Genomic DNA, 25,928 nt, shown 5'->3' with positions numbered 1-25,928 from the left:
GAGGCCGAGGCGCCAGGTTCACAAGAGCCACGCCCCGGCTTTACCCATCCGCTTCAGTACTTTGGCTGAGACAGCTCTTCGAACAGCTGCCGGTAGATGCGGTAACGGTTGGGTTGGATGCGCTCCAAGCTCGGGTCGCCTTCCTCGGCCACGGCCGCACGCACGCCGCAGCTGGGCTCGTGCATGTGCGTGCAGTTGTAGAAGCGGCAATGCGCCACGTGCGGCTTCAGGTCGGGCATCAGCGCGGCGAGCTGGGTGGCTTCGATGTGGTGCAGGCCGAATTCCTGGAAGCCCGGCGAGTCGATGAGCGCCGTCGTGCGCTCGGGATCGACCCAGTACCACGTGGTGGCCGTGGTCGTGTGCTTGCCCGAGTTGAGCGCCTGCGAGATCTCGCCGGTGAGCACGCGCGCCTCGGGCACCAGCAGGTTGATCAGCGTGCTCTTGCCGGCGCCCGAGGGGCCCAGCACCAGCGTCGTCTTCGCCTGCAGGTGCTTGCGCAGGCTCTCGCGGTCCGCTTCCTTGGACACGCGCAGCGACAGCGGCAACACGCCGTAGCCCATGTGCTGGTAAGGCAGCAGCCGCCGCCAGGCGCGCTCGAAAGGCTCGACCAGGTCGCTCTTGTTCAGGGCCACCAGCGGCGTGATGTGCTGCGCTTCCGCGGCGATCAGCGCGCGCGCCAGTTGCGTCTCGGAGAACTCGGGCTCGGCCGCGATCAGCACCAGCACCGTGTCGAGGTTGGCGGCGAAGGACTTGGTGCGGATCTCGTCCTGCCGGTAGAACAGGTTGCGGCGCGGCTGCACCTTGCTCACCAGGCCTTCGTCGCCGGTGACGCGCCACTCCACGCGGTCGCCCACGACCGACTCGCTGCGCTTGCCGCGCGAATGGCAGATGCGGCGCGTGCCGTCCGCGGCCTCCACCAGGCAGTGGCGCCCGTGGCTGGCGACGACGAGCCCCGCCTGCGGCGGGCCCAGATCAGCCAAGATGGAACCTCATGCGAGCAGGGCGTCGGCGCGCGCGGCGCAGGCGAAATCGGTGTCGGAGATGCCCTGCACGTCGTGCGTGCTGAAGCGCACCACGCAGCGATTGAAGTGCACGGACAGGTCGGGGTGGTGGTCCGCCGCGTGGGCGATGAAGGCAAGCGCGTTCACGAAGGCGATGGTCTCGTAGTAGTTCGCGAAGGTGTAGGTGCGTTCGATGGCAACGTCGGCGCCGTCGCCACTGAGCTTCCAGCCCGGAAGCTCCGCGAGCCGCGTGACGATCTGCGTGGGCGTCAGCGCACGGCTCATGCCGCCGCCCCCAGCCGTGCGAGGCGTTCGGACGCCGGCGGATGCGAGTAGTAGAACTTCACGAACACCGGGTCGGGCGTCAGCGTGGAGGCGTTGTCCTCGTAGAGCTTCAGCAGCGCGTTGCCCAGGTCCTGGCCATTGGTCTGCTGCACGGCGAAGGCATCGGCTTCGAACTCGTGCCGGCGCGAGAACTGCGCCATCAACGGCGAGATGAAGTAGCTCACCAGCGGCACGGCCAGCAGGAACAGCAGCAGCGCCAGCGCGTCGTTGGGCGCGTTGAGGCTGGGCCGCACGCCGAGGCCCGTGTAGAACCAGAGCTGCGTCGCCAGCCAGCCGAGCAGCGCGAAGCCCGCCAGGCTGATCGCAAACATCGCCACGATGCGCTTGACGATGTGCTTGTGGCGGAAGTGGCCCAGTTCGTGCGCGAGCACGGCGTCCACTTCGCCCGGCGAGAGCTTGGCCAGCAGCGTGTCGTAGAACACCACGCGCTTGGCTGCGCCGAAGCCGGTGAAGTAGGCGTTGGCGTGGGCGCTGCGCTTGCTGCCGTCCATGACGAACAGGCCCTTGGCCGCGAAGCCGCAGCGCTGCATGAGGGCGGTCACGCGCGCCTTCAGCGCTTCGTCTTCCAGCGGCTGGAACTTGTTGAACAGCGGCGCGATGAAGGTGGGGTAGATCACCAGCAGCAGCAGGTTGAACCCCATCCAGACCGCCCAGGCCCACAGCCACCACCAGCTGCCGGCCGCGCCCATCAGCCACAGGATCAGCGCGGCGATCGGCAGGCCGATCAGCGCGCCCAGCACGATGCCCTTGATCGCATCGCCCAGCCACAGCTTCCACGTCATCTTGTTGAAGCCGAAATGCTCCTCGACGACGAAGGTGTGGTACAGCGAGAAGGGCAGTTCCAGCAGGCCGCCGATGGCGGCGAAGCAGGCCAGCAGCGCCAGCTGCTGCCACATGCCCGGGCCGAGCCAGGCGAGCAGCGCGTAGTTCAGGACGTCCAGGCCGCCCAGCAGGGTCCAGCCAAGCAGCACCGCGCTGGACCAGGCTATTTCGACCATGCCCAGGCGCGACTTGGCGACCGTGTAGTCGGCGGCCTTCTGGTGCGCTGCGAGCGACACGGTGCCGGCGAAAGCAGGCGGCACCTGCTCGCGGTTGCGGGCCACGTGGCGCAGCTGGCGGCTGGAGAGCCAGAACTTCACCACCAGGTTGGCCAGCAGGAAGGCGGCGAAGCCCAGCGTCAACGCTTCGGAAGGATTCATCCTCGAATGGTAGCCCTTCGGCGAAAATCGCTGCATGTCAGAACAAACCGTTCCCCTGGCCAAGAGCGACCAGAACCTCGTGTGGCTGGACTGCGAGATGACGGGGCTGGACCCCGAGCGCGACCGCCTGATCGAGATCGCGGTGGTGGTCACCGGCCCCAACCTGGAGCCGCGCATCGAAGGGCCCGTCCTCGCCATCCACCAGAGCGACGCCCAGCTGGACCTGATGGACAACTGGAACAAGGGCACGCACGGCAAGAGCGGCCTCACCGACCGGGTGCGCGCCAGCACCATGACCGAAGCCCAGGCCGAACAGCAGGTGCTGGCCTTCGTCCAGCAGTACGTGCCCAAGCAGTCCAGCCCCATGTGCGGCAACAGCATCAGCCAGGACCGCCGCTTCCTGGTGAAGTACATGCCCAAGCTGGAAGCCTGGTTCCACTACCGCAACCTGGACGTCAGCACCCTCAAGGAGCTGGCCAAGCGCTGGCGGCCCGAGGTCTATTCCTCGTTCAAGAAGCGGCAGCTGCACACGGCCCTGGCCGACGTCCATGAATCCATAGCCGAACTGGTGCACTACCGCGAGCATTTCCTGAAGGCGGAGCCCCCCTCCACCCCGTGATCTAGGGGCTTTGTGCGGGAAAACCCGAAACCTGCGATAATTCGACTTTCGCCGCATCGCCTTCTTGCACCGCTTCAAGAGAAGCACACGGGTTTCATCCGTGTAGTCGTTGGAATGGTTGATGTCTCCCAACCTTTCCAATGACGGCCGTCCCGCCTGGTGACGCGCCGGTGGATGATTCATGACCAACGAAACCTCTCAAACCGAGGTGGCCAACGGCTTTGCCGCGCTGGGCCTCGCCCCCGAACTCCTGGCCGCCGTGGCGGACCTGGGCTTCACCCAACCGACTTCCGTGCAGCAGCAGGCCATCGGCCTCGCGATGGCCGGTGAAGCGGGCTACAACGACCTGATGGTCTCCAGCCAGACCGGCAGCGGCAAGACCGCGGCCTTCCTGCTGCCCGTGCTGCACACGCTGATCGCGCAGAAGGCCGAAGAGGTCGCCGCCGAGAAGCAGGCTTACGAGCAGGCGCTCGCCTCCGGCGATGCGCCCGCGAAGAAGAAGCGCACCAACCCGCTGTCGGCTCGCAACTTCAAGGCCGCCGTGCCCGGCGCGCTGATCCTGTGCCCCACGCGCGAGCTGGCGCAGCAGGTGGCGCACGACGCCATCGACCTGGTGAAGCACACGCGCGGCCTGCGCATTGCCTGCGTGGTGGGCGGCATGCCTTACCAGATGCAGATCGCCCGCCTGCAGAACGCCGACCTCGTGGTCGCCACGCCCGGCCGCCTGCTGGACCTGCAGCGCTCGCTGCAGATCAAGCTGGACAAGGTGCAGTTCCTGGTCGTCGACGAAGCCGACCGCATGCTGGACCTGGGCTTCTCCGAAGACCTGGCCGAAGTGCACCAGCTGACGGCCAACCGCCACCAGACGATGATGTTCAGCGCCACGTTCGCGCCGCGCATCCAGCAACTGGCCACGCGCGTCATGCGCCAGCCGAAGCGCATCGAGGTCTCCTCGCCGCAGGAAAAGCACGCCAACATCGAGCAGAAGCTGTTCTGGGCCGACAACGCCTCGCACAAGCGCCAGCTGCTGGACCACTGGCTGCGCGACACCAAGATCGACCAGGCCATCGTGTTCGCTTCGACCAAGATCGAATGCGATGGGCTGGCCGAGGACCTGCAGCAGGCCGGCTTTGCCGCCGTTTCGCTGCACGGCGACCTGTCGCAAGGCCTGCGCAACCGCCGCCTGATGGCGCTGCGCCAGGGCCAGGTGCAATTCCTGGTGGCGACCGACGTGGCCGCGCGCGGCATCGACGTGCCGACGATCACGCACGTGTTCAACTATGGCCTGCCGATGAAGAGCGAGGACTACACGCACCGCATCGGCCGCACCGGCCGCGCGGGCCGCGACGGCCTCGCCGTGACTTTCGCCGAGTTCCGCGAGCGCCGCAAGATCGGCGACATCGAGCATTACAGCAAGCAGCGCTTCGACGCCGAGACCATTCCCGGCCTGGAGCCGAAGTCGCGCTTCGAACCGCGTCCGGCCCGCACGGGCTTCGGCGGCAAGCCGGGTCGCCCCGGCGAGCGCCGCGGCGGCGGCTTCGGTGACCGCAACGGCTACGGCAAGCACTCGGGCTTCGGCGCCAAGTCCTTCGGCCCGCGCGATGGCCGCGGTTTCGGCGGCCAGGCCGACGGCCGTGGCTTCAGCGGCCAGGGCGATGCCCGTGGCTTCGGTGGCCAGGGCGATGCCCGCGGCTTCGGTGGCCAGGCCGACCCGCGCGGCGCCGTTGGCGAGCGTGACCGCGGTTTCGGTTCGCGTGACCGCAGCTTCGGCTCCCGCGACGGCGGCCGCGGTCGGCCCTCGCGCTGATCTCCAGCTGACAGCAAAGCGGCCTCCGGGCCGCTTTTTTCTTGGCGGCACGCGAATTCCTGTACGCTCGTTCGCGTGACCCAGGCTGCCCCGTCAACGCCCCCGCATCCCCTGCTCATGGGCAGCAGCAACGCCGCCGGCGAAGCGGGGCGCCTGCTGCTCGCGACCGACTGGTCGGCCACGCCGCTGGGCCCCATGGATCGGTGGCCACAGGCGCTGCGCATCGCCGCCAGCATCTGCCTCAATTCGCGCTTCCCCATGTTCGTGTGGTGGGGCCCGGACGCGATCAACATCTACAACGACGCCTACATCCCCATGCTGGGCAAGCGGCATCCCGCGGCCTTCGGCAAGCCTGCCCACGACAGCTGGAGCGACATCTGGGCCGTCGTCGGGGCGCAGCACAAGGCCGTGATGGATACCGGCGAGCCCACCTGGAACGAGCGCGTGCTGCTCGTGATGGAGCGCAACGGCTTTCCCGAGGACACCTGGTTCACCTGGTCGTACAGCCCGATCCACGACGACGATGGCGGCATTGGCGGGATGTTCTGCGCCGTGACGGAGGAGACCGGCCGCGTGCTCGCCGAACGCGAACGCGACCGCCTCATGCGCGAGGCGCAGGACGCCGCGCGCACCCTGCGCACCTGGTTCGACAACGCGCCCGGCTTCGTCGGCCTGTTGCGTGGCCCGGACTTCGTCTTCGAGCTGGTGAACGAGGCCTACCGGCAACTGGTGGCGCATCGGAGGCTGGAAGGCCTGGCGCTGCTCGATGCCTTGCCCGAACTCACCAGCCAGGGCTATTTCGAACTGCTGCAGCAGGTCTACGAGTCCGGCGAGCCCTTCGTCGGCCGCGGCGCGCGCGTCGTCCTGCAGCAGGCGCCCGGCGCGGCGCCCGAAGAGCGCTTCGTCGACTTCCTCTACCAGCCGGTGCGCGATGGCAGCGGCGCGGTGGTCGGCATCTTCGTGCAGGGCCACGACGTCACCGACCAGGTGCAGGCGGCCGCGGCGCTGGAGGAGGCCAACCAGCGCAAGGACGAATTCCTGGCGACCCTGGCGCACGAGTTGCGCAACCCGCTGGCGCCGATCCGGCAGGCCGCGCGGCTCGCGCGCACCTCGCCCGACCCGCAGCAGCAGCAGTGGGCGCTGAACGTGGTGGAGCGCCAGGTGGGCCACATGGCGCTGCTGCTGGACGACCTGCTGGACGTGTCGCGCATCTCGCGCGGCAAGCTGGAACTGCGGCTCGCGGCGGTGGACCTGAAGGCTGTCGTCGATTCCGCCGTCGAAATGGCCGCGCCGCTGATCGAGTCCGGCGGCCACCGGCTGGACGTGCAGCTGCCGGACCATCCCGTGCAGTTGACGGTCGATCCGGTGCGGATTGCGCAGGTGCTGACCAACCTGCTGTCCAACGCCGCGAAGTACACGGACCCGGGCGGGCGCATCCGCCTGTCCGCCGAGGAAGACGGAGGCTGGCTGCGGCTGCGCGTGCGGGACAACGGCATCGGCCTGTCGCCCGAACACGTGGACGCGATCTTCGGCATGTTCTCGCAGGTCACGGCCGCGGCCGAACGCGCGCAGGGCGGCCTGGGCATCGGCCTCGCGCTGAGCCGCGGGCTGGCGGCCCTGCACGGCGGCAGCCTCGAAGCCCGCAGCGAAGGGCCGGGGCGGGGCTCGGAGTTCACGGTGTCGCTGCCGCTGCCGCTGCCGGCGCGCGCTTCCGAGCCTGCGGCGCCGGCCGGCGAAATGGCGCCGGCCGCCGCGAGCGACGCCGCGCACCCGCGCCGCATCCTGATCGCGGACGACAACGCCGACGCCCTCACCACCATGACGCTGCTGCTGGAGATGGAGGGCCACGAGGTGCATGGCGCGGCCGACGGCGAACAGGCGCTGGCCCGGGCCGAGGCGCTGCGGCCGGACATAGTCATCCTCGACATCGGCATGCCGCGCCTGAGCGGCCACGAGGTGGCGACGCGCATCCGCGCGACCGAGTGGGGCCAGCACGCGCGGCTGATCGCCCTCACGGGCTGGGGCCAGGCGCACGACCAGGAGCGGGCGCGCGCGGCGGGCTTCGACCACCATTGCACCAAGCCGGTGGACCTGGGCGAACTGCTGGCGCTGCTCGGCCCGCGGCCCTGAAAGCGCGCCTCAGGCGATGGCGCCGCGCCCGGTCTCGGGCCACATCCGGCGCAGGAACACCCAGGCCACGAGGCCCACGCTCATCATCAGCAGCGAGGACAGCGCGAGCGCCTGCGTCGAGTGCATCACCAGCGGCGCGATCGCGCCGGCCACGACGCCGTTGGCGGCCGAACCGACGCAGGCCTGCAGCGAGGACGCCATGCCGCGCCGCTGCGGATAGAGGTCCAGCACCAGCAGCGTGACCACCGGCACCATCAGCGCCCAGCCGAACGCGAACACCGCGATGGGCAGCAGCGCCCAGCTGGCGCGCGGCTCGAACAGGAAGTTGGCGATGACGTTGATGACGGAGATGGTCACCATCACCGCGAAGCCCCAGCGGATCTGCTGTTGCGGCTCGATCTTGCCGGCCAGCCGCCCGCTGGCGAAGGAGCCGGCCATGATGCCGCCGATGGACAGCAGGAAGAACCAGAAGAACTCGGTGGGCGCCAGGTGCAGGTGCTCGCCCAGGAAGGCCGGCGCCGACAGCACGTAGAGGAACATGCCGTTGAAGGGGATGCCGCTGGCCAGCGCCAGCAGCAGGAAGCGCGGGTTGGCGCCCAGCTGCCAGTAGCCGCGCAGCAGGTTGCGCAGGTTGAAGGGCTGGCGATGCGTAGGGTGCAGCGTCTCCGGCAGCAGCTTGTAGTTGGCGCTCCACAGCAGCACGCCCACGAGCACCAGGAACCAGAAGATCGAGTGCCAGCCCAGGTGCACCAGCAGCCAGCCGCCGACGATGGGCGCGACGGCCGGCGCCACGCCGAAGTAGATGGTGATCTGGCTCATCACCTTCTGCGCCTGGTCCGCCGGGAACATGTCGCGCACCACCGCGCGCGAAACCACGATGCCGGCGCCGGTGGACAGCCCCTGCAGCAGCCGGAAGAACACCAGCTGCGCGATGTTCTGCGACAGCGCGCAGCCGGCCGAGGCGAGCGTGAACACCGCGATGCCCCACAGCACCACGGGCCGGCGACCGAAGCTGTCCGCCAGCGCGCCGTGGATCAGGTTCATGAAGGCGAAGCCGAACAGGTAGGCCGACAGCGTCTGCTGCATCGCCGCCGGGCTGGCATCCAGCGCCTGGGCGATGCCGGAGAAGGCCGGGATGTAGGTGTCGATGGAGAACGGGCCCAGCATGCCCAGCAGGGCAAGCAGGGCGGCCAGCGCCCACCGGGGCGCGGTCCAGATTTCCTGGGCTTGGGGATTCATTGTTCTTCTGCGGGGAGCGTCGCCAGGCGTTTTACCAAAACGCCGCCCGCGAGGCCGAAAGAGTTCAGGTGGCGGAAGGCTTGTCGTCCTGCTCCGGCTGCAGCGGCCGCGAGCGCCGCTCCTCCCACTCGTGCAGCTGCTTAATGGCGCTGTCCGCGCCGTGGCCACTGTGGCCGCTCGGATGCGAGCTGCCCGTGTCCTCGTTTTCCGGTGAAGTTTCCTCGTTGTTCACGTTCCCGAGATTAACGGCCGAGCCAGTGCGGCCGCGTAGGACCCGCAGGAGCGCCGGCTGTAGGCGGCCGGCGCGTCAGGGCTTGGCCAGCATTTCCTTGGTGACCAGTACGACACCGCTCGGGCTGCGGTAGAAGCGCTGGCTGTCCGCCTCGGCGTCCTCGCCGATCACCGTGCCTTCGGCCAGCTCGACGCCGCGGTCGATGACCACCTTGGTCAGGCGGCAGCCGCGGTTGATGACGCAGTCCGGCATGATCACCGCTTCGTGGATGGTGCAGGACGACTGCACGCGCACGTTGGAGAACAGCACCGCGTGCCGGATGTTGGAGCCGACCACGACGCAGCCGCCGGAAATCAGCACGTTGGCCGTTTCGCCGTTCATGCCGCGCTCGTCCGGCACGAACTTCGCGGGCGGCAGCTGCTCCTGGTAAGTCCAGATCGGCCACTCGTTGTCGTACAGGTTCAGCTCCGGCATGTCGCCGGCCAGGTCCAGGTTGGCCGACCAGAAGGCGTCGACCGTGCCGACGTCGCGCCAGTACGGGTTCTCGCGGCTCGCGCGCGGCACGCTGGACAGGTTGAGCGGATGCGCGATGGCGCCGCCTTCCTTCACCACCAGCGGGATGATGTTCTTGCCGAAGTCGTGGTCGCCGTCGGCGCCCAGGTCGGCTTCCAGCAGCGAATACAGGTAGTCCGCATGGAACACGTAGATGCCCATGCTGGCGAGTGCGCGGTCCGGCTTGCCGGGCATCGGCGGCGGGTCGGCCGGCTTCTCCAGGAAGTCGGTGATGCGCCGGCCGCCGTCGACGTGCATCACGCCGAAGCCGGTGGCCTCCATGCGCGGCACCTCGATGCAGCCCACCGTGCACTTGGCGCCGCTGCGCACGTGGTCCAGCAGCATCAGCGAGTAGTCCTGCTTGTAGATGTGGTCGCCGGCCAGCACCAGGATGTACTCGGGGCCGTAGGCCTTCAGGATGTCCAGGTTCTGCGTGATCGCGTCGGCGGTGCCGCGGTACCAATAGGCCTCGTTCACGCGCTGCTGCGCCGGCAGCAGGTCGATGAACTCGTTGGCCTCGCCGCGCAGGAAGTTCCAGCCGCGCTGCAGGTGACGCAGCAGCGAGTGCGACTTGTACTGGGTGAGCACGCCGATGCGGCGGATGCCCGAGTTGATGCAGTTCGACAGCGCGAAGTCGATGATGCGGAACTTGCCGCCGAAGTACACGGCCGGCTTGGCGCGCCGGTCGGTCAGGTCCATCAGCCGCGAGCCGCGGCCGCCGGCCAGCACCAGCGCGATCGTGCGCTTGGGCAGCTGGCGGCTGAGGATCAAGCGGTCGGTCTGGGCGTCGTCCAGGGCGAGCCCTTCGACGGCGTCGAGCACGTGGTTCTGCTCCTTCATCTGGCACCCCCGGGTGGTCGTTGTCCGAATGCACTGTGGATTAACGCCGGGTTCGCCCCTGTAGGACCATTTCGATTTCCAGCCCGGCGGCCAGCGCCAGCCCCGCACGTCAACCCGACCTCGGCAGCGCTAACACGGCGTCCGTTTGAGGCGCCGGCGCGACGTGGCGGCCGCAGAACAGGGGCGCAGCTTGCCCACGGCCGGGCTGCGTGGCATTCTGCAACCGCCAGTCAGACGAATGGGTGCCACCACTGTGTTCCAGCGCTTCCACAAACTCCGTGTCCCCCACAAGCTCACGCTGCTGGTGGCCTTGCAGACCATCGCGCTGCTCCTGGCTTGCGGCTGGGGCCTGGCCGCGGTGCAGGCGCAGCCCGAGGCCTGGCAGCAGCTGGCCGGGGTCTATGCCGTGCTGGCGCCAGTCGCCATCCTGCTGGCTGTCGCGATCGCGATTTCTACCCAGCGCGGGCTGCTGAACGCCCTGCGGCACGCCGCCTCGGCGGCCCGCAGCGTCGCCGACGGCGACCTCGGCATCGAGGTGCGTGGGGGCGGCCAGGGCGAGATGGGCAAGATGCTGCGCGCGCAGGGCGAGATGCTCGGCCACCTGCGCACGCTGGTCGGCGACGTGATGGTGTCCGCGCACACGGTGGCCGACACCAGCGCGCAGCTGGCGCAAGGCAGCCAGCACCTGTCGGAGCGCACCGAGGAACAGGCCAGCACGCTGGAGGAAACGGCCGGCGCGCTGCAGGAACTGACCTCCACGGTGGCGCGCAACGCGCAGGACGCGCAGAAGGCCGCGCAGCTGGCCAGCGGCGCCTCGGACGTGGCGCGCCGCGGTGGCGGCGTGGTGGGCGAGGTGGTGAGCACCATGGACGGCATTTCCGCCGCGTCGCGCCGCATCGCCGACATCACCAGCGTGATCGATGGCATCGCCTTCCAGACCAACATCCTCGCGCTCAACGCCGCGGTCGAAGCGGCGCGTGCCGGCGACCAGGGCCGCGGCTTCGCGGTGGTCGCCGCCGAAGTGCGCAGCCTGGCGCAACGCAGCGCCACGGCCGCGCGCGAGATCAAGGAGCTGATCGCCGACTCCACGCAGAAGGTGGAAGCCGGCACGGCGCGCGTAGCCGCCGCCGGCCGCACGATGCACGAAGTGGTGGCCGCGGTGGCGCAGGTGAACGAACTGGTCGCCGGCATCGCCACCGCGAGCACGCAGCAGAGTGCGGGCATCGAGCAGGTCGGCGCGGCCGTCAGCCGCATGGACCAGGCCGTGCAGCACAACGCTTCGCTGGTGGAAGAGGCCGCGGCCGCCGCCGAGGCGATGCGGCAACAGGCCGCCGTGCTGGTGCGCTCGGTCAGCCGCTTCCGGCTGGGCGGCGGGACCCAGCCCGCTGCGCTCAGCGGATCGTGAGCGGCTTGCCGCCGGCCTGCGCCTGCACTTCGCCGATCACCGCGGCCTGGCCGAAGCCGTGGCGGCGGAAGATGGCCAGCACCTGGTCGACGCTTTCCTTCGTGCAGGACACCAGCAGGCCGCCGCTGGTCTGCGGATCGGCCAGCAGCGCCTGGTCGGCGTCGGCGAAGCCAGCGGGCAACGCCACCTCCGCACCATAGCCGGCCCAATTACGGCCGGATGCGCCGGTGATGAAGCCAGCCTGCGCCAGTTCACGCACGCCTTCCAGCACGGGCACCTTGGCCCAGTCGATGACGGCCGCCAGCCTGGCGCCGCGCGCGAGTTCGAGGCCGTGGCCGGCGAGGCCGAAGCCGGTGACGTCGGTCAGCGCATGCACGCCGTCCAACGCGGCCAGCTCGGGGCCGGGCGTGTTCAGGCGCGTGGTGGTGGCGATCATGCGCTCGTAGCCGGCGGCATCGAGCTTTTCCTTCTTCAGCGCGGCGGAGAGCACGCCGACGCCCAGCGGCTTGCCCAGCACCAGCACGTCGCCGGCGCGCGCGTCGGCATTGCGCTTGACGCGCTTCGGATGCACCAGGCCCAGCGCCACCAGGCCGTAGATCGGCTCGACCGAATCGATGGTGTGGCCGCCGGCGATGGGAATGCCTGCCGCGCGGCAGACCGACTCGCCGCCTTCGAGGATGCGGCCGATGGTGGCGGTGCTCAGCACGCTGATCGGCATGCCGACCAGGGCCAGCGCCATGATCGGCGTGCCGCCCATGGCGTAGACGTCGGAGATCGCGTTGGTGGCGGCGATGCGGCCGAAGTCGAAGGCGTCGTCGACGATCGGCATGAAGAAGTCGGTGGTGGCGATCAGCGCCTGTTCGTCGTTCAGCTGGTAGACGGCGGCATCGTCGGCGGTCTCGATGCCCACCAGCAGCTGCGGCGGGATCGGCATCTTGTTCGTGCCGCGGAGGATCTCGGACAGCACGCCGGGGGCGATCTTGCAGCCGCAGCCGCCGCCATGCGACAGCGAGGTGAGGCGGGGTTCGGCGGCAGTGGGTTTCAGCGGTGCGTTCATGGGGCTTCCAGCAGGTCTTGGGCCAGGCGCAGCACGGCGCTGCGCTCGGCGGCGGGCGCGAACAGGGGCGCGCGCAGGGCGCATTGTGCAGCCAGCCGCGCGAGCAGGCCGGATGCGGGGTCTTGGCAGGCGCGCAGCAGCGCAGCCAGCGCCGGCGCGTCGCCGGCAGGGAAGTAGCCGGCGTAATCCGCGCCCAGCATGCCGACGTTGCCCGGCACGCGCGAGGCCAGCACCGGCGTGCCGCAGTTGACGGCCTCCAGGATCGCGTGGGCGCCGCCTTCCAGCGTGCTGGTGTGGACCAGCACGTGGGCGGCGCGGATGCGCTCCAGCGTCTGCGCATGCGGCAGCGCGCCGAGCCAGCGGTAGTGCGGGCAATCGCGCGCAGTGGCCGTCGCTTCGTCGCGCAGCGTCGCGTCGCCGCTGGCGTCGCCGATGTGGGTGAACGTGATGCCTTCGCTGGTGCGCAGCAGGTGCGCGGCGGCCCACAGCGTCTGCGGCGCCTTCACCGGTCGCAGGTGGCCCACCATCACGGCCTGCAGCGCGCCGCCGGGCTTGGCCAGGGGCGGCTGCGCGGGGCTCGACTGGTAGATGGTGCGGGCCTTGGAGCGCTGCGCGGGCGGCAGCGCCTCGGCCCCGCATTCCTGCAGCGCCACCAGCTGCTGCGCGAATTCGAGCGAGCGCTGCGCGTCGGCGTCGACCGCGATGTCCTGGTAGAGGTCGGTGCCGGTCAGCACCACGGCCAGCCCGCGCCCCGGATGGGCCTGGGCCCAGGCGCGGATCGCCGGTGCGCTGCGGCGCGCATGCAGGGCGATCATGGCGGCGTCGCCCGCGGCCGCCTCGTCGGGCCAGCGCTGCACGATGCGCACGGCACAGCCGTCGGCGAGGAAGCCGGCCCAGCGCTCCGCCGTGCGCGCATTGCCGTTGTTGGCGTTGGCCGCCGCCGGGCTTACGATCACGAGCGATGGAAGCGACATGGCGCGGTTATAGCGCGGATGGACCTTCGCCTGCCCAGGCCCTGCGCCGCGGCCTGGCGGCGGATGTGCGCGCGGCCTTGCTGGCCGCGCGCGAGCGTACTTTGGCATTGGCCGACGACTGGCAGGCGGCCCTGGGCCGCAGCTGGCCGGGCGTGCCTTACGCGGCGGAACGCAATCCGCCGCTGTGGGAGCTGGGCCACCTGGCCTGGTTCCAGGAATACTGGATCGCGCGCAACCGGCAGCGCGCGCTGGGCACGCGTTGCGATCCGGCGCATGCGCGCGCGCCTTCGCTGTTGCCGCGCGCGGACCAGTGGTACGACTCGAGCCGGGTGGCGCACCGCACCCGCTGGGAGCTGGCGCTGCCCGATGCCGCGGGGACGCGCGACTACCTCGCGCGCACGCTGGAGCGCACGCTGGCGCTGCTGTCCGACCTGCCGCCCGACGCCGGCGACGACGCGCTGTACTTCTATCGCCTGGTCACGCTGCACGAACTGATGCACGCCGAAGCCTTCCAGTACATGGCCGAAGGCCTGGGGCTGGCGGTGCGTGCGCCCGCGGTGCCGGACGTCGATGAGGCGGTGGAGCTGGCCGTGCCTGCGCAGAGCTTCCGGCTGGGCCCGGAGCAGGGCGGCTTCGCCTTCGACAACGAGCTGCAGCCGCAGGCGCTGGAGGTGGACGCCTTCCGCATCGATGCACAGCCCCTGAGCTGGGCCCGCTACCTGCCCTTCGTGGAGGCGGGCGGCTACGAGGACCTCGCCTGGTGGAGCGAGGAAGGGCGGCGCTGGCTGGCGGCGCAGCGCGTGCGCTTCCCGCTGTACCTGCGCTGGGGGCCATCCGGCTGGGAGCAGGCCGCGGGCGGACGCTGGCAGCGGCTGCGCCTGCAGCAGGCCGCGCAGCACCTGAGCGCGCACGAGGCCGAGGCCTGGTGCCGCTGGGCCGGCCGGCGCCTGCCGACCGAGCCCGAATGGGAATGCGCCGCGCGCCACCAGCCCGGCTTCCTGTGGGGCCAGGCCTGGGAGTGGACGGCCAGCGTGTTCGCGCCGCATCCGGGCTTCGCGCCACATCCTTATCGCGACTACTCGGCGCCGTGGTTCGGCACGCGGCGCGTGCTGCGCGGGGCCTGCCAGGCGACTTCAGCCTTCCTGGCGCATGCGTGCTATCGCAATTTCTTCGAGCCGCACCGGCGGGATGTCTACGCCGGCTTGCGGTCCTGCGCGCTGCCCTGAGAGCGCAGGTCGAGCGTCGGCGCCCGCAGCGCGGCCACCGCGCGGCCGCAAAAAGGGAAGGAGCCCGTTCAGGCTGCTTGCTGATGTGCCAGCTTCTTGTGCACGAGCTTGCGCAGGACGTAGCGCGCGAAGGGCGTGGAGCGGGCCAGCCAGTCCTGGCTGGCGACCCCTTCGACGTTGCCGTCGGTGCGCTGTCCTCCCGCATCGTCGCCCGCGCCGCAGGCCCGGGCCAGCTGCTCGAAGCCGGTCGTGCCGGGAACGAGCGGCGTGCGCACCAAGGCGGCGCGCTCGGCGAGGGCCAGCTGCTGCCAGTCGCGCAGGGACAGCGTCAACCCGCATTCGTCGAGCTTGAAGCGCACCGCGTAGGGCAGCCAGGCCAGGTCGCGGGCCGACGCCGAGTCGACGTCCAGGCAGGCGGTGGGGGACAGGTCGGGACTCAGGTCGAACTGCATGCGGACAGCATAGGCGCGCGCGTGAACGGCCGATGCCCATAATTCCGATCGGCCTGAGCAGAAAAAGCGATCAGGCCGCAGTGCTCATGCAGTGCTCCAGGAAAGCCTGGGCCGCCGCGCCCAGCCGCTTGGCCCGGTGCGTCACGATGGACAGCGGGCGCTGCGTGGGCGGCAGCGCCGTGGCGATCTCCGCCAGCCAACCCTCCTGCACGGCATCGCGCACCGCCAGCCGCGACAGGCAGCCGAGCCCCATGCCGGCGGCCACGGCGCGCTTCACCGCCTCGTTGCTGCCAAGCTCCAGTTCCACGTCGATCTGCGGCAGGTGCCGGATCAGCCAGCGGTCGGCCGCTTCGCGCGTGCCGGAGCCTTCTTCGCGCAGCACCCAGGTGGCCTGCTGCAGCTGGCGCGCGGTCACGCGCCGGCGCGCCAGCGGGTGGTCCGGCGCCGCCACGATCGCCAGTTCGTCGCTGCGCCAGCGGCGCACCGTCACTTCCGGGTGGGTGTGCGTGCCTTCGATGAAGCCAAGGTCCGCGGTGTACGAGGCGACGGCATCGAACACGTCGTGGGTGTTGGCGATCTTGAGCTTGACGTTGCTGCGCGCATGCGTCGCCTTCCAGCCGGCGATCAGCCCGGGCAGCAGGTATTCGCCGATGGTGTAGCTGGAGGCCAGGCGCAGGGGCGCCGCGTGTGCCGTGGTGAACAGCAGTTCGGTCTCCAGCGCTTCATCGAGGATGCCGGCCGCCTTGGGCAGCAGCGCGCGCCCGTTCTCGTTGATGACCAGCTTCTTGCCGACGCGGTCGAACAGCTGGACGCCCAGCACCGTCTCCAGCTCGCCCAAGGCATTGCTGGCCGCCGACTGCGAGCGCGAGATCTCGTCGGCGGCCGCGCGGGTAGTGCCCCCGCGCGCCACGGCGGCAAACACCTCCAGCTGGCGCAGGGTGAGCTTGAGTCGTTGATCGGTTTTTCGGGTCACTGCAAACGGAATTATGCGACTGGACTCTTTAGATCGTCCTTAGCATGAGCATATGCTCAAGTTCCTCTCTGGCGAGCCCCTGCACGATCCCACCCGGAGTTCGCTGGCCGGGACCGAGGTCAAGACCACCACCTGCTACATGTGCGCCTGCCGCTGCGGCATCCGCGTGCACCTGAAGGACGGCCAGGTCCGCTACATCGACGGCAATCCGGACCACCCGATCAACAAGGGCGTGATCTGCGCCAAGGGCAGCTCGGGGATCATGAAGCAGGTGTCGCCCGCCCGCCTGACGCAGCCGCTGCTGCGCAAGCAGGGCGCCGACCGTGGCGACGGCGAGTTCGAAACCATCTCCTGGGAGCGCGCCTACTCCATCCTGGAAGAGCGGCTCGGCCACCTGCGCGCGACCGACCCGAAGAAGTTCGCGCTCTTCACCGGCCGCGACCAGATGCAGGCGCTCACGGGCCTGTTCGCGCGCCAGTTCGGCACGCCCAACTACGCGGCGCACGGCGGCTTCTGCTCGGTGAACATGGCCGCCGGCATGATCTATTCGGTGGGCGGCAGCTTCTGGGAATTCGGCGGCCCCGACCTGGACCACGCGAAGCTGTTCGTGATGATCGGCACGGCGGAGGACCATCACAGCAACCCGATGAAGATGGCGCTGGGCAAGTTCAAGCGCGAGGGCGGCCGCTTCATTTCCATCAACCCGGTGCGCACCGGCTATTCGGCGATCGCCGACGAATGGATCCCGATCCGCCCCGGCACCGACGGCGCGCTGTTCATGGCCCTGCTGCACGAGCTGCTGCGCACGGACCTGGTCGACCACGTCTTCCTCAAGCGCTTCACCAACGCGCCGCAGCTGGTGGTGCTGGACGAAGGCGAGCGCGAAGGCCTGTTCGCCTTCGACCCGGCCAACGGCCCGCCCGGCGACGGCCGCCACCCGCACAACAAGCTGGCCTGGGACAAGGCGAGCGGGCGCGTGGTGCAGGCCTATCCGCAAGGCGTGGAAGAAGGCCGCGACCTTGCGCTGGAAGGGCACTACCAGCTGGAAGACGGCACGCGCGTGGCGCCGGCCTTCCAGCTGCTGCGGGATCGCGTTGCCAGCTGCACCGCCGAATGGGCGGAAGAGATCACCGGCATCCCGGCGGCGCGCATCAAGCTGCTGGCGCGCGAAATGGGCGAGACCGCCTTGCACCAGGCCTTCGAACTGCCGATTCCCTGGACCGACGCCTGGGGCAGGAAACACGCCACCACGCAGGGCCGGCCGGTCGCCTTCCACGCCATGCGCGGGCTGGCGGCGCACTCCAACGGCTTCCAGACGATCCGCGCGCTGGCCGTCCTCATGAGCGTGCTGGGCACCATTGACGCCCCGGGCGGCTTCCGCCACAAGGCGCCGTACCCGCGGCACATCGTGCCCAACTACCGCGCCTTCAACGACCCGGCCATGATCAAGCCGAACACGCCGCTCAACGCGGCGCCGCTCGGCTTCCCGGCCAACCCGGAAGAACTGGCGGTGCATGCCGACGGCTCGCCGCTGCGCATCGACCACGCCTTCAGCTGGGAGCATCCGCTGTCGGCGCACGGGCTGATGCACAACGTGATCACCAACGCGGAGCGCGGCGACCCGTACACCATCGACACATTGCTGATCTTCATGGCGAACATGGCGTGGAACTCCACCATGAACACCATGGAGGTGCGCCAGAAGCTGAACGCGAAGGACGCGAACGGCGAATACAAGATCCCCTTCCTGGTCGTCTGCGACGCCTTCCAGAGCGAGATGGTGGCCTTCGCCGACCTCGTGCTGCCGGACACCACGTACCTCGAGCGGCACGACGTCATGAGCATGCTGGACCGGCCGATCTCCGAGTTCGACGGGCCGGTGGATTCAGTGCGCATCCCCGTCGTCGAGCCCACCGGCCAGTGCAAGCCCTTCCAGGAAGTGCTGATCGAACTGGCCTCGCGCCTCAAGTTCCCGGCCTTCACCAACGAGGACGGCTCGCGCAGGTTCAAGGACTATCCGGACTTCGTCGTCAACTACCAGGCGCAGCCCGGCGTGGGCTTCCTCATGGGCTGGCGCGGCAAGGACGGCACGCAGCACCTGCGCGGCGAGCCGAACCCGAAGCAGTGGGAGATGTACGCGCAGAACAACTGCGTCTTCCAGTACCACATGCCGGAAGACCAGCAGTACATGCGCAACTGGAACCAGCCTTACCTGGACTTCGCCAAGGACAAGGGCTGGCGCCAGCGCAACGACCCGGTGCAGCTGGCGATCTACTCGGACACGCTGCAAAGTTTCCGCCTGGCCGCGCAAGGCAAGACGCAGGGGCGGCAACCGCCGGACCACCTGCGCGAGCGCATCGCCACCTATTTCGACCCGCTGCCTTTCTGGTACGCGCCGCTGGAAAACGAGTGCGTGGACACGGAGGAGTTTCCGCTGTCCGCCATCACGCAGCGCCCGATGGCGATGTACCACTCCTGGGACTCGCAGAACGCCTGGCTGCGCCAGATCCACAGCCACAACTACCTGCACGTGAACCCGGTGACGGCGCAGGCGGCCGGCGTGGCGGACGGCGGTTGGGCCTGGGTTACCAGCAAGTGGGGCCAGGTGCGTTGCATGGTGCGCTACAGCGACGCCGTGGAGCCGGGCACCGTCTGGACCTGGAACGCCATCGGCAAGGGCAAGGGCGCCTGGCAGCTGGACCCGCGGGCCGACGAGTCGCGCAAGGGCTTCCTGCTGAACCACCTGATCACCGAGGAACTGCCTTTCGGCGAAAAGCGCATCAGCAACTCGGACCCCGTCACCGGCCAGGCCGGCTGGTACGACGTGCGCGTCAAGCTGCGGCCGGCGGCGCCGGAGGAAGCCGGCGAGAGCTATCCGCAGGTCGCCGCCATGCCCGCCACGCCCGGCGTGCTGGGCGGTGCCAGGAAAGTCCTCAGCTATTTCGTGAACCGCAAATCATGAGCCAAGCCCCACAAGCCGAAACGCTGGCCAAGCAGCTGGCGCTGGTCATCGACCTGAACGTCTGCGTGGGCTGCCATGCCTGCGTGACCTCCTGCAAGGAATGGAACACCTCGGGCGCGGCCGGCCCGCTGGCCGACCTGAACGCCTACGGCGCCAAGCCCACCGGCACCTTCTTCAACCGGGTGCAGACCTACGAGGCCGACAGCTTCCCGAACACGCAGACCATCCACTTCCCCAAAAGCTGCGTGCATTGCGAGGATCCGCCCTGCGTGCCGGTGTGCCCCACCGGCGCCAGCTACAAGCGGGCGGAAGACGGCATCGTGCTGGTGGACTACGACAAGTGCATCGGCTGCAAGTACTGCAGCTGGGCCTGCCCCTATGGCGCCCGCGAGTTCGACGAGGAGCGCAAGGTCATGACCAAGTGCACGCTGTGCGTGGACCGGATCTATGACGAGCACCTGGCGCCGGCGGACCGCAAGCCGGCCTGCGTCAAGGCCTGCCCCACCGGCGCGCGCCTGTTCGGCGACATCAAGGACCCGGACTCGGAAGTGTCCCAGGCGATCCGCGAGCGCGGCGGCTACCAGCTGATGCCGGAGTGGGAGACGCAGCCGGCCAACCACTACCTGCCGCGCAAGGTGACGCAGTCCACCTGCGAGAGCACGCAAGGCGAATTCAGCCTGCGCGACTACCTTCGCAGCAAGGTCACGCCGTCACGGGCCAAGCAGGCCGCGCCGGCGGAGGAGGGCGCCGCATGAAGCCCGCCGCGTCCATCATCCTGTTCACCACGATCGCCGGCGTCGCGCAGGGCCTGGCGGTTGCGCTGGCCGTGGCCACCTTGCTCGGCGTCGCGCCCGCGGCGGGCCTGGCTTCGGCCATCCTGTGGGTCGCCACCGGCCTGCTGCTGGTCGCGCTGGCTGCGTCCTTCTTCCACCTGGGGCATCCGCTGCGCGCCTGGCGCGCCGCCCTGATGTGGCGCACCTCGTGGATGTCGCGCGAAGTGATCGTGCTGCCGGTGTTCATCTGCCTCACCGGCGCCTGGGCAGTCCTCGCGTCGAACGGCGCCGCGGCCAGGCCGGTGCTGGCCTGGCTCACGATCGCCTTCGCCTTCCTGCTGTGGTACTGCACGGCGATGATCTATGCGTGCATCCGCTTCATTCAGGAATGGGCGCATCCGCTGACCATCGTCAACTACATGCTGCTGGGCCTGTCCTCCGGCCTGGTCGCCACCTGCGCGCTGGCGGTGCTGGCCGGCGAGACGCGCTTCGCGGTGGGCGTCGTGCCTTGGGCCATCGCCTTCACGGCGGCCGCGTGGATCACGCGCGGCCTCGCGCTGCGCCGCAATGCGCGCCTGAAGCCGAAGTCCACCACGCAGTCGGCCACGGGCATCCAGGCGCAGCGCGTCGTGCAGAAGTCCATGGGCATGACCGGCGGCTCGTTCAACACGCGCGAGTTCTTCCACGGCGCCACTGCGAGCGTGGTGCGCAACACCAAGCGGATATTCCTGGTGTTCACCTTCGCCTTGCCAATCGTGGTGCTCGCCATCGGCATCGCGGCGAACGCGCCGGCCGTGTGCCTGCTCGCCTTCCCGCTGCAGTTCGCCGGCCTGCTGGCGGAGCGCTGGTTCTTCTTCGCCCAGGCGCGCCACCCGCAGAACCTCTACTACCAGGTCGTCTCGTGAACCTCAGGGCTGGGCCGGCACCGGCTTGCCCGCGGGGACGACGTGCACGAGCCTGGTCTTCAGGTTGGAAGTGGCCAGTGAGCCGGCCGCCACCAGGGTGACCTTGGCGCGGATCTTCAGCGCCGCGTGCAGGCGCTGCTCGATCTTTTCCTGCAGGCCGGCCCAGTCCCCTTCGACCACGTTCGCCGCCGCCTCCACCGCGATCTTCAGCGGCGGCACCACCCGCGGCGGCGGCGCGTCCAGCAGGATCTGCATCTGGCCGCTGATGGCCGGCGCGAGGCTCTCCACCACTTCCTTCACCGCGGTGGGGTAGACCTTCACGCCGCCGATGTTCATCAGGTCGTCGGCGCGGCCGACGAAGCTGAAGCGCGCGCCGAAATGCCCGCAGTGCGGGCATTCGCCCACGGCCAGGCGCAGCACGTCGCCGCTGGCATAGCGCAGGGCCGGGGCGGCTTCGTATTCGAGACCGGTGTGGATGGCCTCGCCGACGGCGCCGTCCACCAGCGGCAGCGGCTTGCGGGTTTCGGGGTCCACCAGGTCGTAGCGGAAGCAGTAGTCCTCGCCCCAGACGTGCTGGCCCATGTGCTCGGGGCCGCCGCAGTCGCAGGCCGCGTTGGTCCAGGCGCCGCCGCTCATGTCGTACAGCTTTGCGCCGGAGCCTTCCTGCAGCCGCTTGCGCATTTCGGGAATCGCCAGGCCCGGCTCGCCACCGCACATCACGCGCTGGATGCCGAAGGCGGACAGCGGCTTGCCCAGCTGCTGCGGCGCGCGGTCCACGAGGTGCGACAGCATGGACGGCGTGCAGAACAGCGCGCTCGGGCGGCACATCTCGATGTACTGCAAGGCCTTGGTGACGCCGGCCTCGGCGCCCAGCGGGATGGGCCGCGCGCCCATGGACTCCGCCGCCTGGATCATCGTCGTGCCGGCCACCCACATGCTCAGGCCGTAGAGGTGCAGCACGGTGTCACCCCGCTTGAGCCCGCAGAACTTGAACATGCGGGTCAGGGTCAGGAAGCTGAGCTCCAGGTCCTTCTTCGTGAACAGGTAGAAGGTGGGCAGCCCCGTCGTGCCGGAGGTGCCGGCAACGTGCAGCACGTCCTCCAGCTTCGCGCACAGGTGCATGCCGAAGGGATGGCCGTAGCGGGCGAGCGATTCGGCCTGCGATTCGCGATGCCACGCCTTGTTCATGAAGGCGGGCAGGGCCCGGAACTGGCCGAGGCTGCGGATCTCCCGCGGGTCGGAGATGCCGGCTGCGCGCATCTTCGCGCCGTAGTACTCGTTGGCGAAGCACCAGGCGAGCTGCGGGCCCAGCTTGCGCATGCGGTGCTCGTCCAGCGCGGCCATGTAGGCGGCGGCGTCGCGGCGGGCCATGGCGTCGGCGACCGCCGGGCCGGTGTGGAAGGGTTCGGTGTTCACTGCTGCTCCATCGTTCCTAAATATGGAATATGTATTCCCAAAAACGAAATGCATCCTAAGGGTCATCCCGAGCAAGCTCAATTCGGGGTTGACACGATCGCCGCGAATCTCCACGATCGCATTCCAATAAGAAGAAACTGTGTTCCGTATTTGAGAACCAAGGAGACGCCATGCAACGCCGAACCCTTCTTGCCTGCGCGGCCGTGCTGGCCGCCGCGCTCGGTCCGCCTCCAGTCCACGCCGCCTGGCCTGAACGGCCCCTGCGGATCATCGTGCCCTTCCCGCCCGGCGGCGGCGTGGACGTGCTGGCCCGGCTGGTCGGCGCCAAGCTCGGCCCGCTGCTGGGCCAGGCCGTGGTGGTGGACAACAAGCCGGGCGCGGACACGCAGATCGGCACCGGCGCCGTCGCCCAGGCCGCGCCCGACGGCTACACCATCGGCCTGCTGACCTCGGGCTTCTCGGTCAACAAGGCGCTGTACCCGAACCTGCCGTATGATGCCGCGAAGGACTTCACGCCGATCTCCGGGCTGGCGACCTCGCCCTTCTACGTGGTGGCCTGGCCGCAGCACGAGGCCAAGGACCTGCCTGCGCTGATCCGCTGGGGCAAGGAGCACCCCGGCAAGCTGAACTACTCCACCTCCAGCGCCGACGCCTTCCTGGCCGGCGAACTGCTCAAGAAGCTCGGCGGCATCGACTCGGTCCACGTCCGCTACAAGGGCACGCCGCCATCGATGATGGCCGTGATGACGGGCGAGGTGGCCTACTCCTTCTTCACGCTGACCGGCATCAAGCCGCAGGTGGACAGCGGCAAGCTGCGCATCGTCGGCGTTACCTCGCCGCAGCGCACGCCGCAGATGCCCCAGGTGCCCACCGTGGCGGAGCAGGGCATGCCCGGCTACGCCATCGTCGGCTGGTTCGGCTTCATCGGCCCCGCCGGCATGCCGGAAGCGGTGACGCAGAAGCTCAATGCCGCCATCCAGCAGATCATCCAGATGCCCGACGTGCGCAACACGATCGACTCGCTTGGCGCCACGCCGCTGAAGCAGACGCCCGAAGAGTTCAACGCCTTCCTGCAGGCCGAGTTCGCCAAGTACGGCACGCTGGTCAAGGAAAACCGCTTGCAAGTCGACTGAGGAATGCCATGAAGAAATTGCTCTCCCCGTTGCTCGCGCTGGCGCTCGCCGCGGCGGTCGCGCCCTCCGTCGCCCGCGCCGAAACCCAGGAGGTGCGGGTCGCCGAACAGTTCGGCCTCGTCTACCTGCCGCTGACCGTGATGCGTGACCGCAAGCTGCTGGAAAAGCGCGCGGCCGAAGCGGGCCTGAAGGACCTGCAGGTCAAGTGGAGCCGCTTCTCCGGCAGCGCCCAGATGACCGATGCCATCCTCTCCGGCAGCCTGGACTTCGCGAGCGGCGCCTATGCCAACTTCAGCGTGCTCTGGGACAAGACGCATGGCGCCGTCAAGGGCGTCACGCAGGTGGGCATCGGGCCGGTCTGGCTGATGTCCGTGGACCCGCGCATCAAGTCGATCAAGGACTACGGCCCCAAGGACCGCATCGCCCTGCCGGCCGTGAAGGTGTCGACCCAGGCGCTGATCCTGCAGATGCAGGCGGCCAGGGACTTCGGCCTGGACAGCTACGCAAGGCTTGATGCGAACACGGTCGCCATGGGCCACCCGGACGCGGTGGCGATGCTTTCCTCCGGCAAGACCGAGGTCAAGAGCCACTTCTCCGCGCCGCCCTACCAGGCGATGGAGCTGAAGAACGGCGCGCACAAGGTCCTGGACAGCTACGACGTGTTCGGCGGCCCGCACGGCTCGTCCATCGTGTTCGCGCCGGTGAAGTTCCACGACGCCAACCCGAAGACCTTCAAGGCCTTCGTGCAGGCCTACAACGACGCGATCGAGCTGATCAACACCAGGCCGGCCGAGGCCGCCGAGATCTACAAGCGCACCAGCAACGACAAGGAGAGCATCGAGGAGATCGTGCGGCAGCTGAAGGACCCGCAGGTGGTGAGCTTCAAGATGGAGCCGCTGAACCTGACCAAGATCTCGGACTTCATGTACGCCACCAAGCGGCTGCAGGCCAAGCCGGCGCGCTGGCAGGACGTGTTCTTCCCCGAACTGCAGGACTACGTGAAGGAGTGAAAGCCATGCAGCGCGATCTGCCCGCGGCCGCCACGCCGCTCCTGCAGGTGCAGGGCGTCACCCTGCAGTACCGCACCGGCCGCCACCTCGTGACGGCCACGCAGCGCGTGAGCTTCGAGGTGCACCGCGGCGACCGCTTCGTGCTGCTCGGCCCCTCGGGCTGCGGCAAGTCGACGCTGCTCAAGGCGGTCGGCGGCTTCATGGCGCCCGTGGAGGGCCAGATCCGGCTGGACGGCCGCGAGGTGCGCGGCGCCGGCCCCGACCGCATGATGGTGTTCCAGGAATTCGACCAGCTGCTGCCCTGGAAGACGGTGCGGCAGAACGTGATGTTCCCGCTGCTGGCATCGCGCCGGGTGGCCCGCGCCGAGGCGGCGGCCCGCGCCGTGAAGTACATCGCCAAGGTGGGGCTGGACCAGTTCGCCGACCTGCATCCGCACATGCTCTCGGGCGGCATGAAGCAGCGCGTGGCGATCGCGCGCGCCATGGCGATGGAGCCGGCCATGCTGCTGATGGACGAACCCTACGCCGCGCTGGACGCGCTCACCCGCCGCAAGATGCAGCGGGAGCTGCTGCGCCTGTGGGACGACACCCGCTTCACGGCGCTGTTCGTCACCCATTCCATCGAGGAGGCGATCATCGTCGGCACCCGCATCCTCGTGCTGTCGCCGCACCCCGGGCGGGTGCGCGCGGAACTCGATTCGGTCACCGAAGGCCCGGGCAGCCCCGGGTTCGGCGCGCTGCAGGCGCGCATCGAGGAGATGCTGTTCGCCCCCGGCCAGGCGGCCCAGGAGCCGGTCCATGCATGACATCCAGCCGGCGGCCGCGCGCCGCCCCGAATACGTCCTGCCCGAGGCGCCGCCGGCCGCCGCGGGCGAAGTCCAGCGCGAGCTCTCGCCCTGGGAGAAGTTCTGGGGCAATGCGCTGGCGCGCCGCCTCGTGGTGCTGGCCGTGCTGGCCATCGCCTGGGAAAGCTACAGCCGGGTGGTGCAGAACCCGCTGCTGTTTCCCACCTTCACGGACACCTGCGTCGCCTTCTGGCGCGGCATGGCCAGCGGCGAGCTGCCCCAGCGCATCGCCAACTCGCTGGGCGTGCTGGCCATGGGCTACGGCATCGGCCTGGCCGTGGCGGCGCTGCTGACCACCTTCGCTGTCACCACGCGCATCGGCACCGACTTCCTGTCCACCGCCACGGCGATGCTCAACCCGCTGCCCGCCATCGCGCTGCTGCCGCTGGCGCTGCTGTGGTTCGGGCTCGGCACGCCCAGCACGCTGGTCGTGCTGCTGCACTCGGTGATCTGGCCAGTGGCGCTGAACACGCACTCGGGCTTCCTGTCGGTGAGCGATACCCTGCGCATGGCCGGCCAGAACTATGGGCTGCGCGGCGTGCGCTTCATCGTGCTGATCCTGGTGCCGGCGGCCTTCCCCTCCATCCTCACCGGCATGAAGATCGGCTGGGCCTTCGCCTGGCGCACGCTGATCGCCGCCGAACTGGTGTTCGGCAGCAATGGCGGCGGCGGCGGGCTGGGCTGGTACATCTTCGAGAACCGCAACCAGATGGAGACCGCCAACGTGTTCGCCGGCCTGCTGGCGGTGATCATCATCGGCCTGCTGGTCGAAAGCCTGGTGTTCCGCACCGTCGAAAACGCGACGGTGCGCAAGTGGGGGATGCAGCGCTAGG

The 25,928-nt window shown here is 69.3% G+C and carries 23 protein-coding genes; 12 read left to right on the top strand and 11 right to left on the bottom strand.

The annotated features are described in order from the left end of the window. Window positions 1–53: 53 nt before the first annotated feature. Genes rsgA through HHL11_RS23710 form a run of 3 tightly spaced genes read right to left on the bottom strand, consistent with a single transcriptional unit; the run spans window position 54 to window position 2,545 of the window. On the bottom strand, window positions 54–980 hold the full coding sequence (gene rsgA, locus HHL11_RS23720) for a ribosome small subunit-dependent GTPase A (RefSeq protein WP_169421019.1): 927 nt from the start codon (window positions 978–980) through the stop codon (window positions 54–56). Window positions 981–989: 9 nt separating this feature from the next. Next, the gene (locus HHL11_RS23715; protein ID WP_169421018.1) at window positions 990–1,286 is read right to left on the bottom strand and encodes a 4a-hydroxytetrahydrobiopterin dehydratase; all 297 of its coding nucleotides are present in this window, start codon (window positions 1,284–1,286) and stop codon (window positions 990–992) included. Beyond that, on the bottom strand, window positions 1,283–2,545 hold the full coding sequence (locus tag HHL11_RS23710) for a M48 family metallopeptidase (protein ID WP_169421017.1): 1,263 nt from the start codon (window positions 2,543–2,545) through the stop codon (window positions 1,283–1,285). Before HHL11_RS23710 ends, HHL11_RS23715 begins: the two co-directional genes overlap by 4 nt. Before the next feature lie 34 nt (window positions 2,546–2,579). Here HHL11_RS23710 and orn point away from each other — a divergent pair, with 34 nt between their 5' ends. From orn to HHL11_RS23695, 3 genes are all read left to right on the top strand, one after another. After that, the gene (gene orn / locus HHL11_RS23705; RefSeq protein ID WP_169421016.1) at window positions 2,580–3,164 is read left to right on the top strand and encodes an oligoribonuclease; all 585 of its coding nucleotides are present in this window, start codon (window positions 2,580–2,582) and stop codon (window positions 3,162–3,164) included. A gap of 181 nt (window positions 3,165–3,345) precedes the next feature. Further along, window positions 3,346–4,971 carry a DEAD/DEAH box helicase gene (locus HHL11_RS23700; RefSeq protein ID WP_169421015.1) on the top strand — a complete coding sequence of 542 codons (1,626 nt, stop codon included), beginning with the start codon at window positions 3,346–3,348 and terminating at the stop codon, window positions 4,969–4,971. Window positions 4,972–5,088: 117 nt separating this feature from the next. Continuing rightward, the gene (locus tag HHL11_RS23695) at window positions 5,089–7,101 is read left to right on the top strand and encodes a PAS domain-containing hybrid sensor histidine kinase/response regulator (protein ID WP_169421014.1); all 2,013 of its coding nucleotides are present in this window, start codon (window positions 5,089–5,091) and stop codon (window positions 7,099–7,101) included. A 9-nt stretch (window positions 7,102–7,110) separates the two neighbouring features. Here the strand turns inward: HHL11_RS23695 and HHL11_RS23690 are convergent, their stop codons facing one another. The 3 genes from HHL11_RS23690 to glgC form a co-directional block, all read right to left on the bottom strand. Then, window positions 7,111–8,340 (bottom strand): multidrug effflux MFS transporter, encoded by a 1,230-nt coding sequence (locus tag HHL11_RS23690; protein ID WP_169421013.1) that lies wholly within the window; start codon window positions 8,338–8,340, stop codon window positions 7,111–7,113. 64 nt (window positions 8,341–8,404) lie between these two features. Next, window positions 8,405–8,572, bottom strand: a complete 168-nt coding sequence (locus HHL11_RS23685; protein ID WP_169421012.1) for a hypothetical protein — start codon at window positions 8,570–8,572, stop codon at window positions 8,405–8,407. A 75-nt stretch (window positions 8,573–8,647) separates the two neighbouring features. Beyond that, window positions 8,648–9,964, bottom strand: a complete 1,317-nt coding sequence (glgC, locus tag HHL11_RS23680) for a glucose-1-phosphate adenylyltransferase (RefSeq protein WP_169421011.1) — start codon at window positions 9,962–9,964, stop codon at window positions 8,648–8,650. Window positions 9,965–10,202: 238 nt separating this feature from the next. Here glgC and HHL11_RS23675 point away from each other — a divergent pair, with 238 nt between their 5' ends. Then, window positions 10,203–11,369: a methyl-accepting chemotaxis protein gene (locus tag HHL11_RS23675; RefSeq protein WP_169421010.1), complete on the top strand. Its 1,167-nt coding sequence runs from the start codon at window positions 10,203–10,205 to the stop codon at window positions 11,367–11,369. Here the strand turns inward: HHL11_RS23675 and selD are convergent. Further along, window positions 11,356–12,426 carry a selenide, water dikinase SelD gene (gene selD / locus HHL11_RS23670; protein ID WP_169421009.1) on the bottom strand — a complete coding sequence of 357 codons (1,071 nt, stop codon included), beginning with the start codon at window positions 12,424–12,426 and terminating at the stop codon, window positions 11,356–11,358. The genes HHL11_RS23675 and selD overlap by 14 nt on opposite strands. Next, window positions 12,423–13,400: a selenoneine biosynthesis selenosugar synthase SenB gene (senB, locus tag HHL11_RS23665; protein WP_169421008.1), complete on the bottom strand. Its 978-nt coding sequence runs from the start codon at window positions 13,398–13,400 to the stop codon at window positions 12,423–12,425. Before senB ends, selD begins: the two co-directional genes overlap by 4 nt. Here senB and senA point away from each other — a divergent pair. Then, window positions 13,388–14,626, top strand: a complete 1,239-nt coding sequence (senA, locus tag HHL11_RS23660) for a selenoneine synthase SenA (RefSeq protein ID WP_169421007.1) — start codon at window positions 13,388–13,390, stop codon at window positions 14,624–14,626. The two genes, senB and senA, sit on opposite strands and share 13 nt — an antisense overlap. Before the next feature lie 68 nt (window positions 14,627–14,694). On the opposite strand, the gene HHL11_RS23655 is transcribed toward senA, so the two are convergent. Both HHL11_RS23655 and HHL11_RS23650 read right to left on the bottom strand, forming a co-directional pair. Beyond that, window positions 14,695–15,078: a nitrate reductase associated protein gene (locus tag HHL11_RS23655; RefSeq protein ID WP_169421006.1), complete on the bottom strand. Its 384-nt coding sequence runs from the start codon at window positions 15,076–15,078 to the stop codon at window positions 14,695–14,697. A 70-nt stretch (window positions 15,079–15,148) separates the two neighbouring features. Next, a complete protein-coding gene (locus HHL11_RS23650; protein ID WP_169421005.1) occupies window positions 15,149–16,051 on the bottom strand; it encodes a LysR family transcriptional regulator in 903 nt (300 codons plus the stop codon). A gap of 52 nt (window positions 16,052–16,103) precedes the next feature. On the opposite strand from HHL11_RS23650, the gene HHL11_RS23645 reads away from it, so the two are divergent. The 3 genes from HHL11_RS23645 to HHL11_RS23635 are packed head-to-tail and all read left to right on the top strand — an operon-like array spanning window position 16,104 to window position 20,691. After that, the gene (locus HHL11_RS23645) at window positions 16,104–19,013 is read left to right on the top strand and encodes a molybdopterin oxidoreductase family protein (RefSeq protein WP_169421004.1); all 2,910 of its coding nucleotides are present in this window, start codon (window positions 16,104–16,106) and stop codon (window positions 19,011–19,013) included. Then, window positions 19,010–19,768 carry a 4Fe-4S dicluster domain-containing protein gene (locus tag HHL11_RS23640; protein ID WP_169421003.1) on the top strand — a complete coding sequence of 253 codons (759 nt, stop codon included), beginning with the start codon at window positions 19,010–19,012 and terminating at the stop codon, window positions 19,766–19,768. The genes HHL11_RS23645 and HHL11_RS23640 overlap by 4 nt, the downstream gene beginning before the upstream one ends. Further along, window positions 19,765–20,691: a dimethyl sulfoxide reductase anchor subunit family protein gene (locus tag HHL11_RS23635; protein WP_169421002.1), complete on the top strand. Its 927-nt coding sequence runs from the start codon at window positions 19,765–19,767 to the stop codon at window positions 20,689–20,691. The genes HHL11_RS23640 and HHL11_RS23635 overlap by 4 nt, the downstream gene beginning before the upstream one ends. Before the next feature lie 3 nt (window positions 20,692–20,694). On the opposite strand, the gene HHL11_RS34875 is transcribed toward HHL11_RS23635, so the two are convergent. Next, complete coding sequence (locus HHL11_RS34875) at window positions 20,695–22,107, bottom strand: AMP-binding protein (protein ID WP_169421001.1); 1,413 nt, start codon at window positions 22,105–22,107, stop codon at window positions 20,695–20,697. A gap of 170 nt (window positions 22,108–22,277) precedes the next feature. Between HHL11_RS34875 and HHL11_RS23625 the strand changes: the two genes are divergently transcribed. The 4 genes from HHL11_RS23625 to HHL11_RS23610 are packed head-to-tail and all read left to right on the top strand — an operon-like array spanning window position 22,278 to window position 25,927. Beyond that, complete coding sequence (locus HHL11_RS23625) at window positions 22,278–23,240, top strand: tripartite tricarboxylate transporter substrate binding protein (RefSeq protein ID WP_169421000.1); 963 nt, start codon at window positions 22,278–22,280, stop codon at window positions 23,238–23,240. Window positions 23,241–23,248: 8 nt separating this feature from the next. After that, window positions 23,249–24,250: an ABC transporter substrate-binding protein gene (locus tag HHL11_RS23620; protein WP_169420999.1), complete on the top strand. Its 1,002-nt coding sequence runs from the start codon at window positions 23,249–23,251 to the stop codon at window positions 24,248–24,250. 5 nt (window positions 24,251–24,255) lie between these two features. Next, on the top strand, window positions 24,256–25,056 hold the full coding sequence (locus HHL11_RS23615; RefSeq protein WP_169420998.1) for an ABC transporter ATP-binding protein: 801 nt from the start codon (window positions 24,256–24,258) through the stop codon (window positions 25,054–25,056). Next, entirely contained in the window at window positions 25,049–25,927 is an 879-nt protein-coding gene (locus HHL11_RS23610; RefSeq protein WP_169420997.1) for an ABC transporter permease, read from the top strand. The genes HHL11_RS23615 and HHL11_RS23610 overlap by 8 nt, the downstream gene beginning before the upstream one ends. The last annotated feature ends 1 nt before the right edge of the window (window position 25,928 follow it).

The organism is Ramlibacter agri, from assembly GCF_012927085.1.
Taxonomy (GTDB): domain Bacteria; phylum Pseudomonadota; class Gammaproteobacteria; order Burkholderiales; family Burkholderiaceae_C; genus Ramlibacter; species Ramlibacter agri.
Note: the sequence above shows the minus strand (reverse complement) of the source record. Positions and strands in the feature narration are given on the sequence as shown.

What these genes read in the sequence shown, in the direction of transcription:
- HHL11_RS23635 (WP_169421002.1), top strand. Translation starts at nt 19,765, where the DNA reads ATGAAGCCCGCCGCGTCCATCATCCTGTTCACCACGATCGCCGGCGTC.
- senA (WP_169421007.1), top strand. Translation starts at nt 13,388, where the DNA reads ATGGAAGCGACATGGCGCGGTTATAGCGCGGATGGACCTTCGCCTGCC.
- orn (WP_169421016.1), top strand. Translation starts at nt 2,580, where the DNA reads ATGTCAGAACAAACCGTTCCCCTGGCCAAGAGCGACCAGAACCTCGTG.
- HHL11_RS23615 (WP_169420998.1), top strand. Translation starts at nt 24,256, where the DNA reads ATGCAGCGCGATCTGCCCGCGGCCGCCACGCCGCTCCTGCAGGTGCAG.
- HHL11_RS23655 (WP_169421006.1), bottom strand. Translation starts at nt 15,078, where the DNA reads ATGCAGTTCGACCTGAGTCCCGACCTGTCCCCCACCGCCTGCCTGGAC.
- HHL11_RS23610 (WP_169420997.1), top strand. Translation starts at nt 25,049, where the DNA reads ATGCATGACATCCAGCCGGCGGCCGCGCGCCGCCCCGAATACGTCCTG.
- HHL11_RS23640 (WP_169421003.1), top strand. Translation starts at nt 19,010, where the DNA reads ATGAGCCAAGCCCCACAAGCCGAAACGCTGGCCAAGCAGCTGGCGCTG.
- HHL11_RS23690 (WP_169421013.1), bottom strand. Translation starts at nt 8,340, where the DNA reads ATGAATCCCCAAGCCCAGGAAATCTGGACCGCGCCCCGGTGGGCGCTG.
- selD (WP_169421009.1), bottom strand. Translation starts at nt 12,426, where the DNA reads ATGAACGCACCGCTGAAACCCACTGCCGCCGAACCCCGCCTCACCTCG.
- HHL11_RS23645 (WP_169421004.1), top strand. Translation starts at nt 16,104, where the DNA reads ATGCTCAAGTTCCTCTCTGGCGAGCCCCTGCACGATCCCACCCGGAGT.
- HHL11_RS23710 (WP_169421017.1), bottom strand. Translation starts at nt 2,545, where the DNA reads ATGAATCCTTCCGAAGCGTTGACGCTGGGCTTCGCCGCCTTCCTGCTG.
- HHL11_RS23620 (WP_169420999.1), top strand. Translation starts at nt 23,249, where the DNA reads ATGAAGAAATTGCTCTCCCCGTTGCTCGCGCTGGCGCTCGCCGCGGCG.
- HHL11_RS23675 (WP_169421010.1), top strand. Translation starts at nt 10,203, where the DNA reads ATGGGTGCCACCACTGTGTTCCAGCGCTTCCACAAACTCCGTGTCCCC.
- HHL11_RS23715 (WP_169421018.1), bottom strand. Translation starts at nt 1,286, where the DNA reads ATGAGCCGTGCGCTGACGCCCACGCAGATCGTCACGCGGCTCGCGGAG.
- HHL11_RS23625 (WP_169421000.1), top strand. Translation starts at nt 22,278, where the DNA reads ATGCAACGCCGAACCCTTCTTGCCTGCGCGGCCGTGCTGGCCGCCGCG.
- senB (WP_169421008.1), bottom strand. Translation starts at nt 13,400, where the DNA reads ATGTCGCTTCCATCGCTCGTGATCGTAAGCCCGGCGGCGGCCAACGCC.
- HHL11_RS23695 (WP_169421014.1), top strand. Translation starts at nt 5,089, where the DNA reads ATGGGCAGCAGCAACGCCGCCGGCGAAGCGGGGCGCCTGCTGCTCGCG.
- glgC (WP_169421011.1), bottom strand. Translation starts at nt 9,964, where the DNA reads ATGAAGGAGCAGAACCACGTGCTCGACGCCGTCGAAGGGCTCGCCCTG.
- HHL11_RS23700 (WP_169421015.1), top strand. Translation starts at nt 3,346, where the DNA reads ATGACCAACGAAACCTCTCAAACCGAGGTGGCCAACGGCTTTGCCGCG.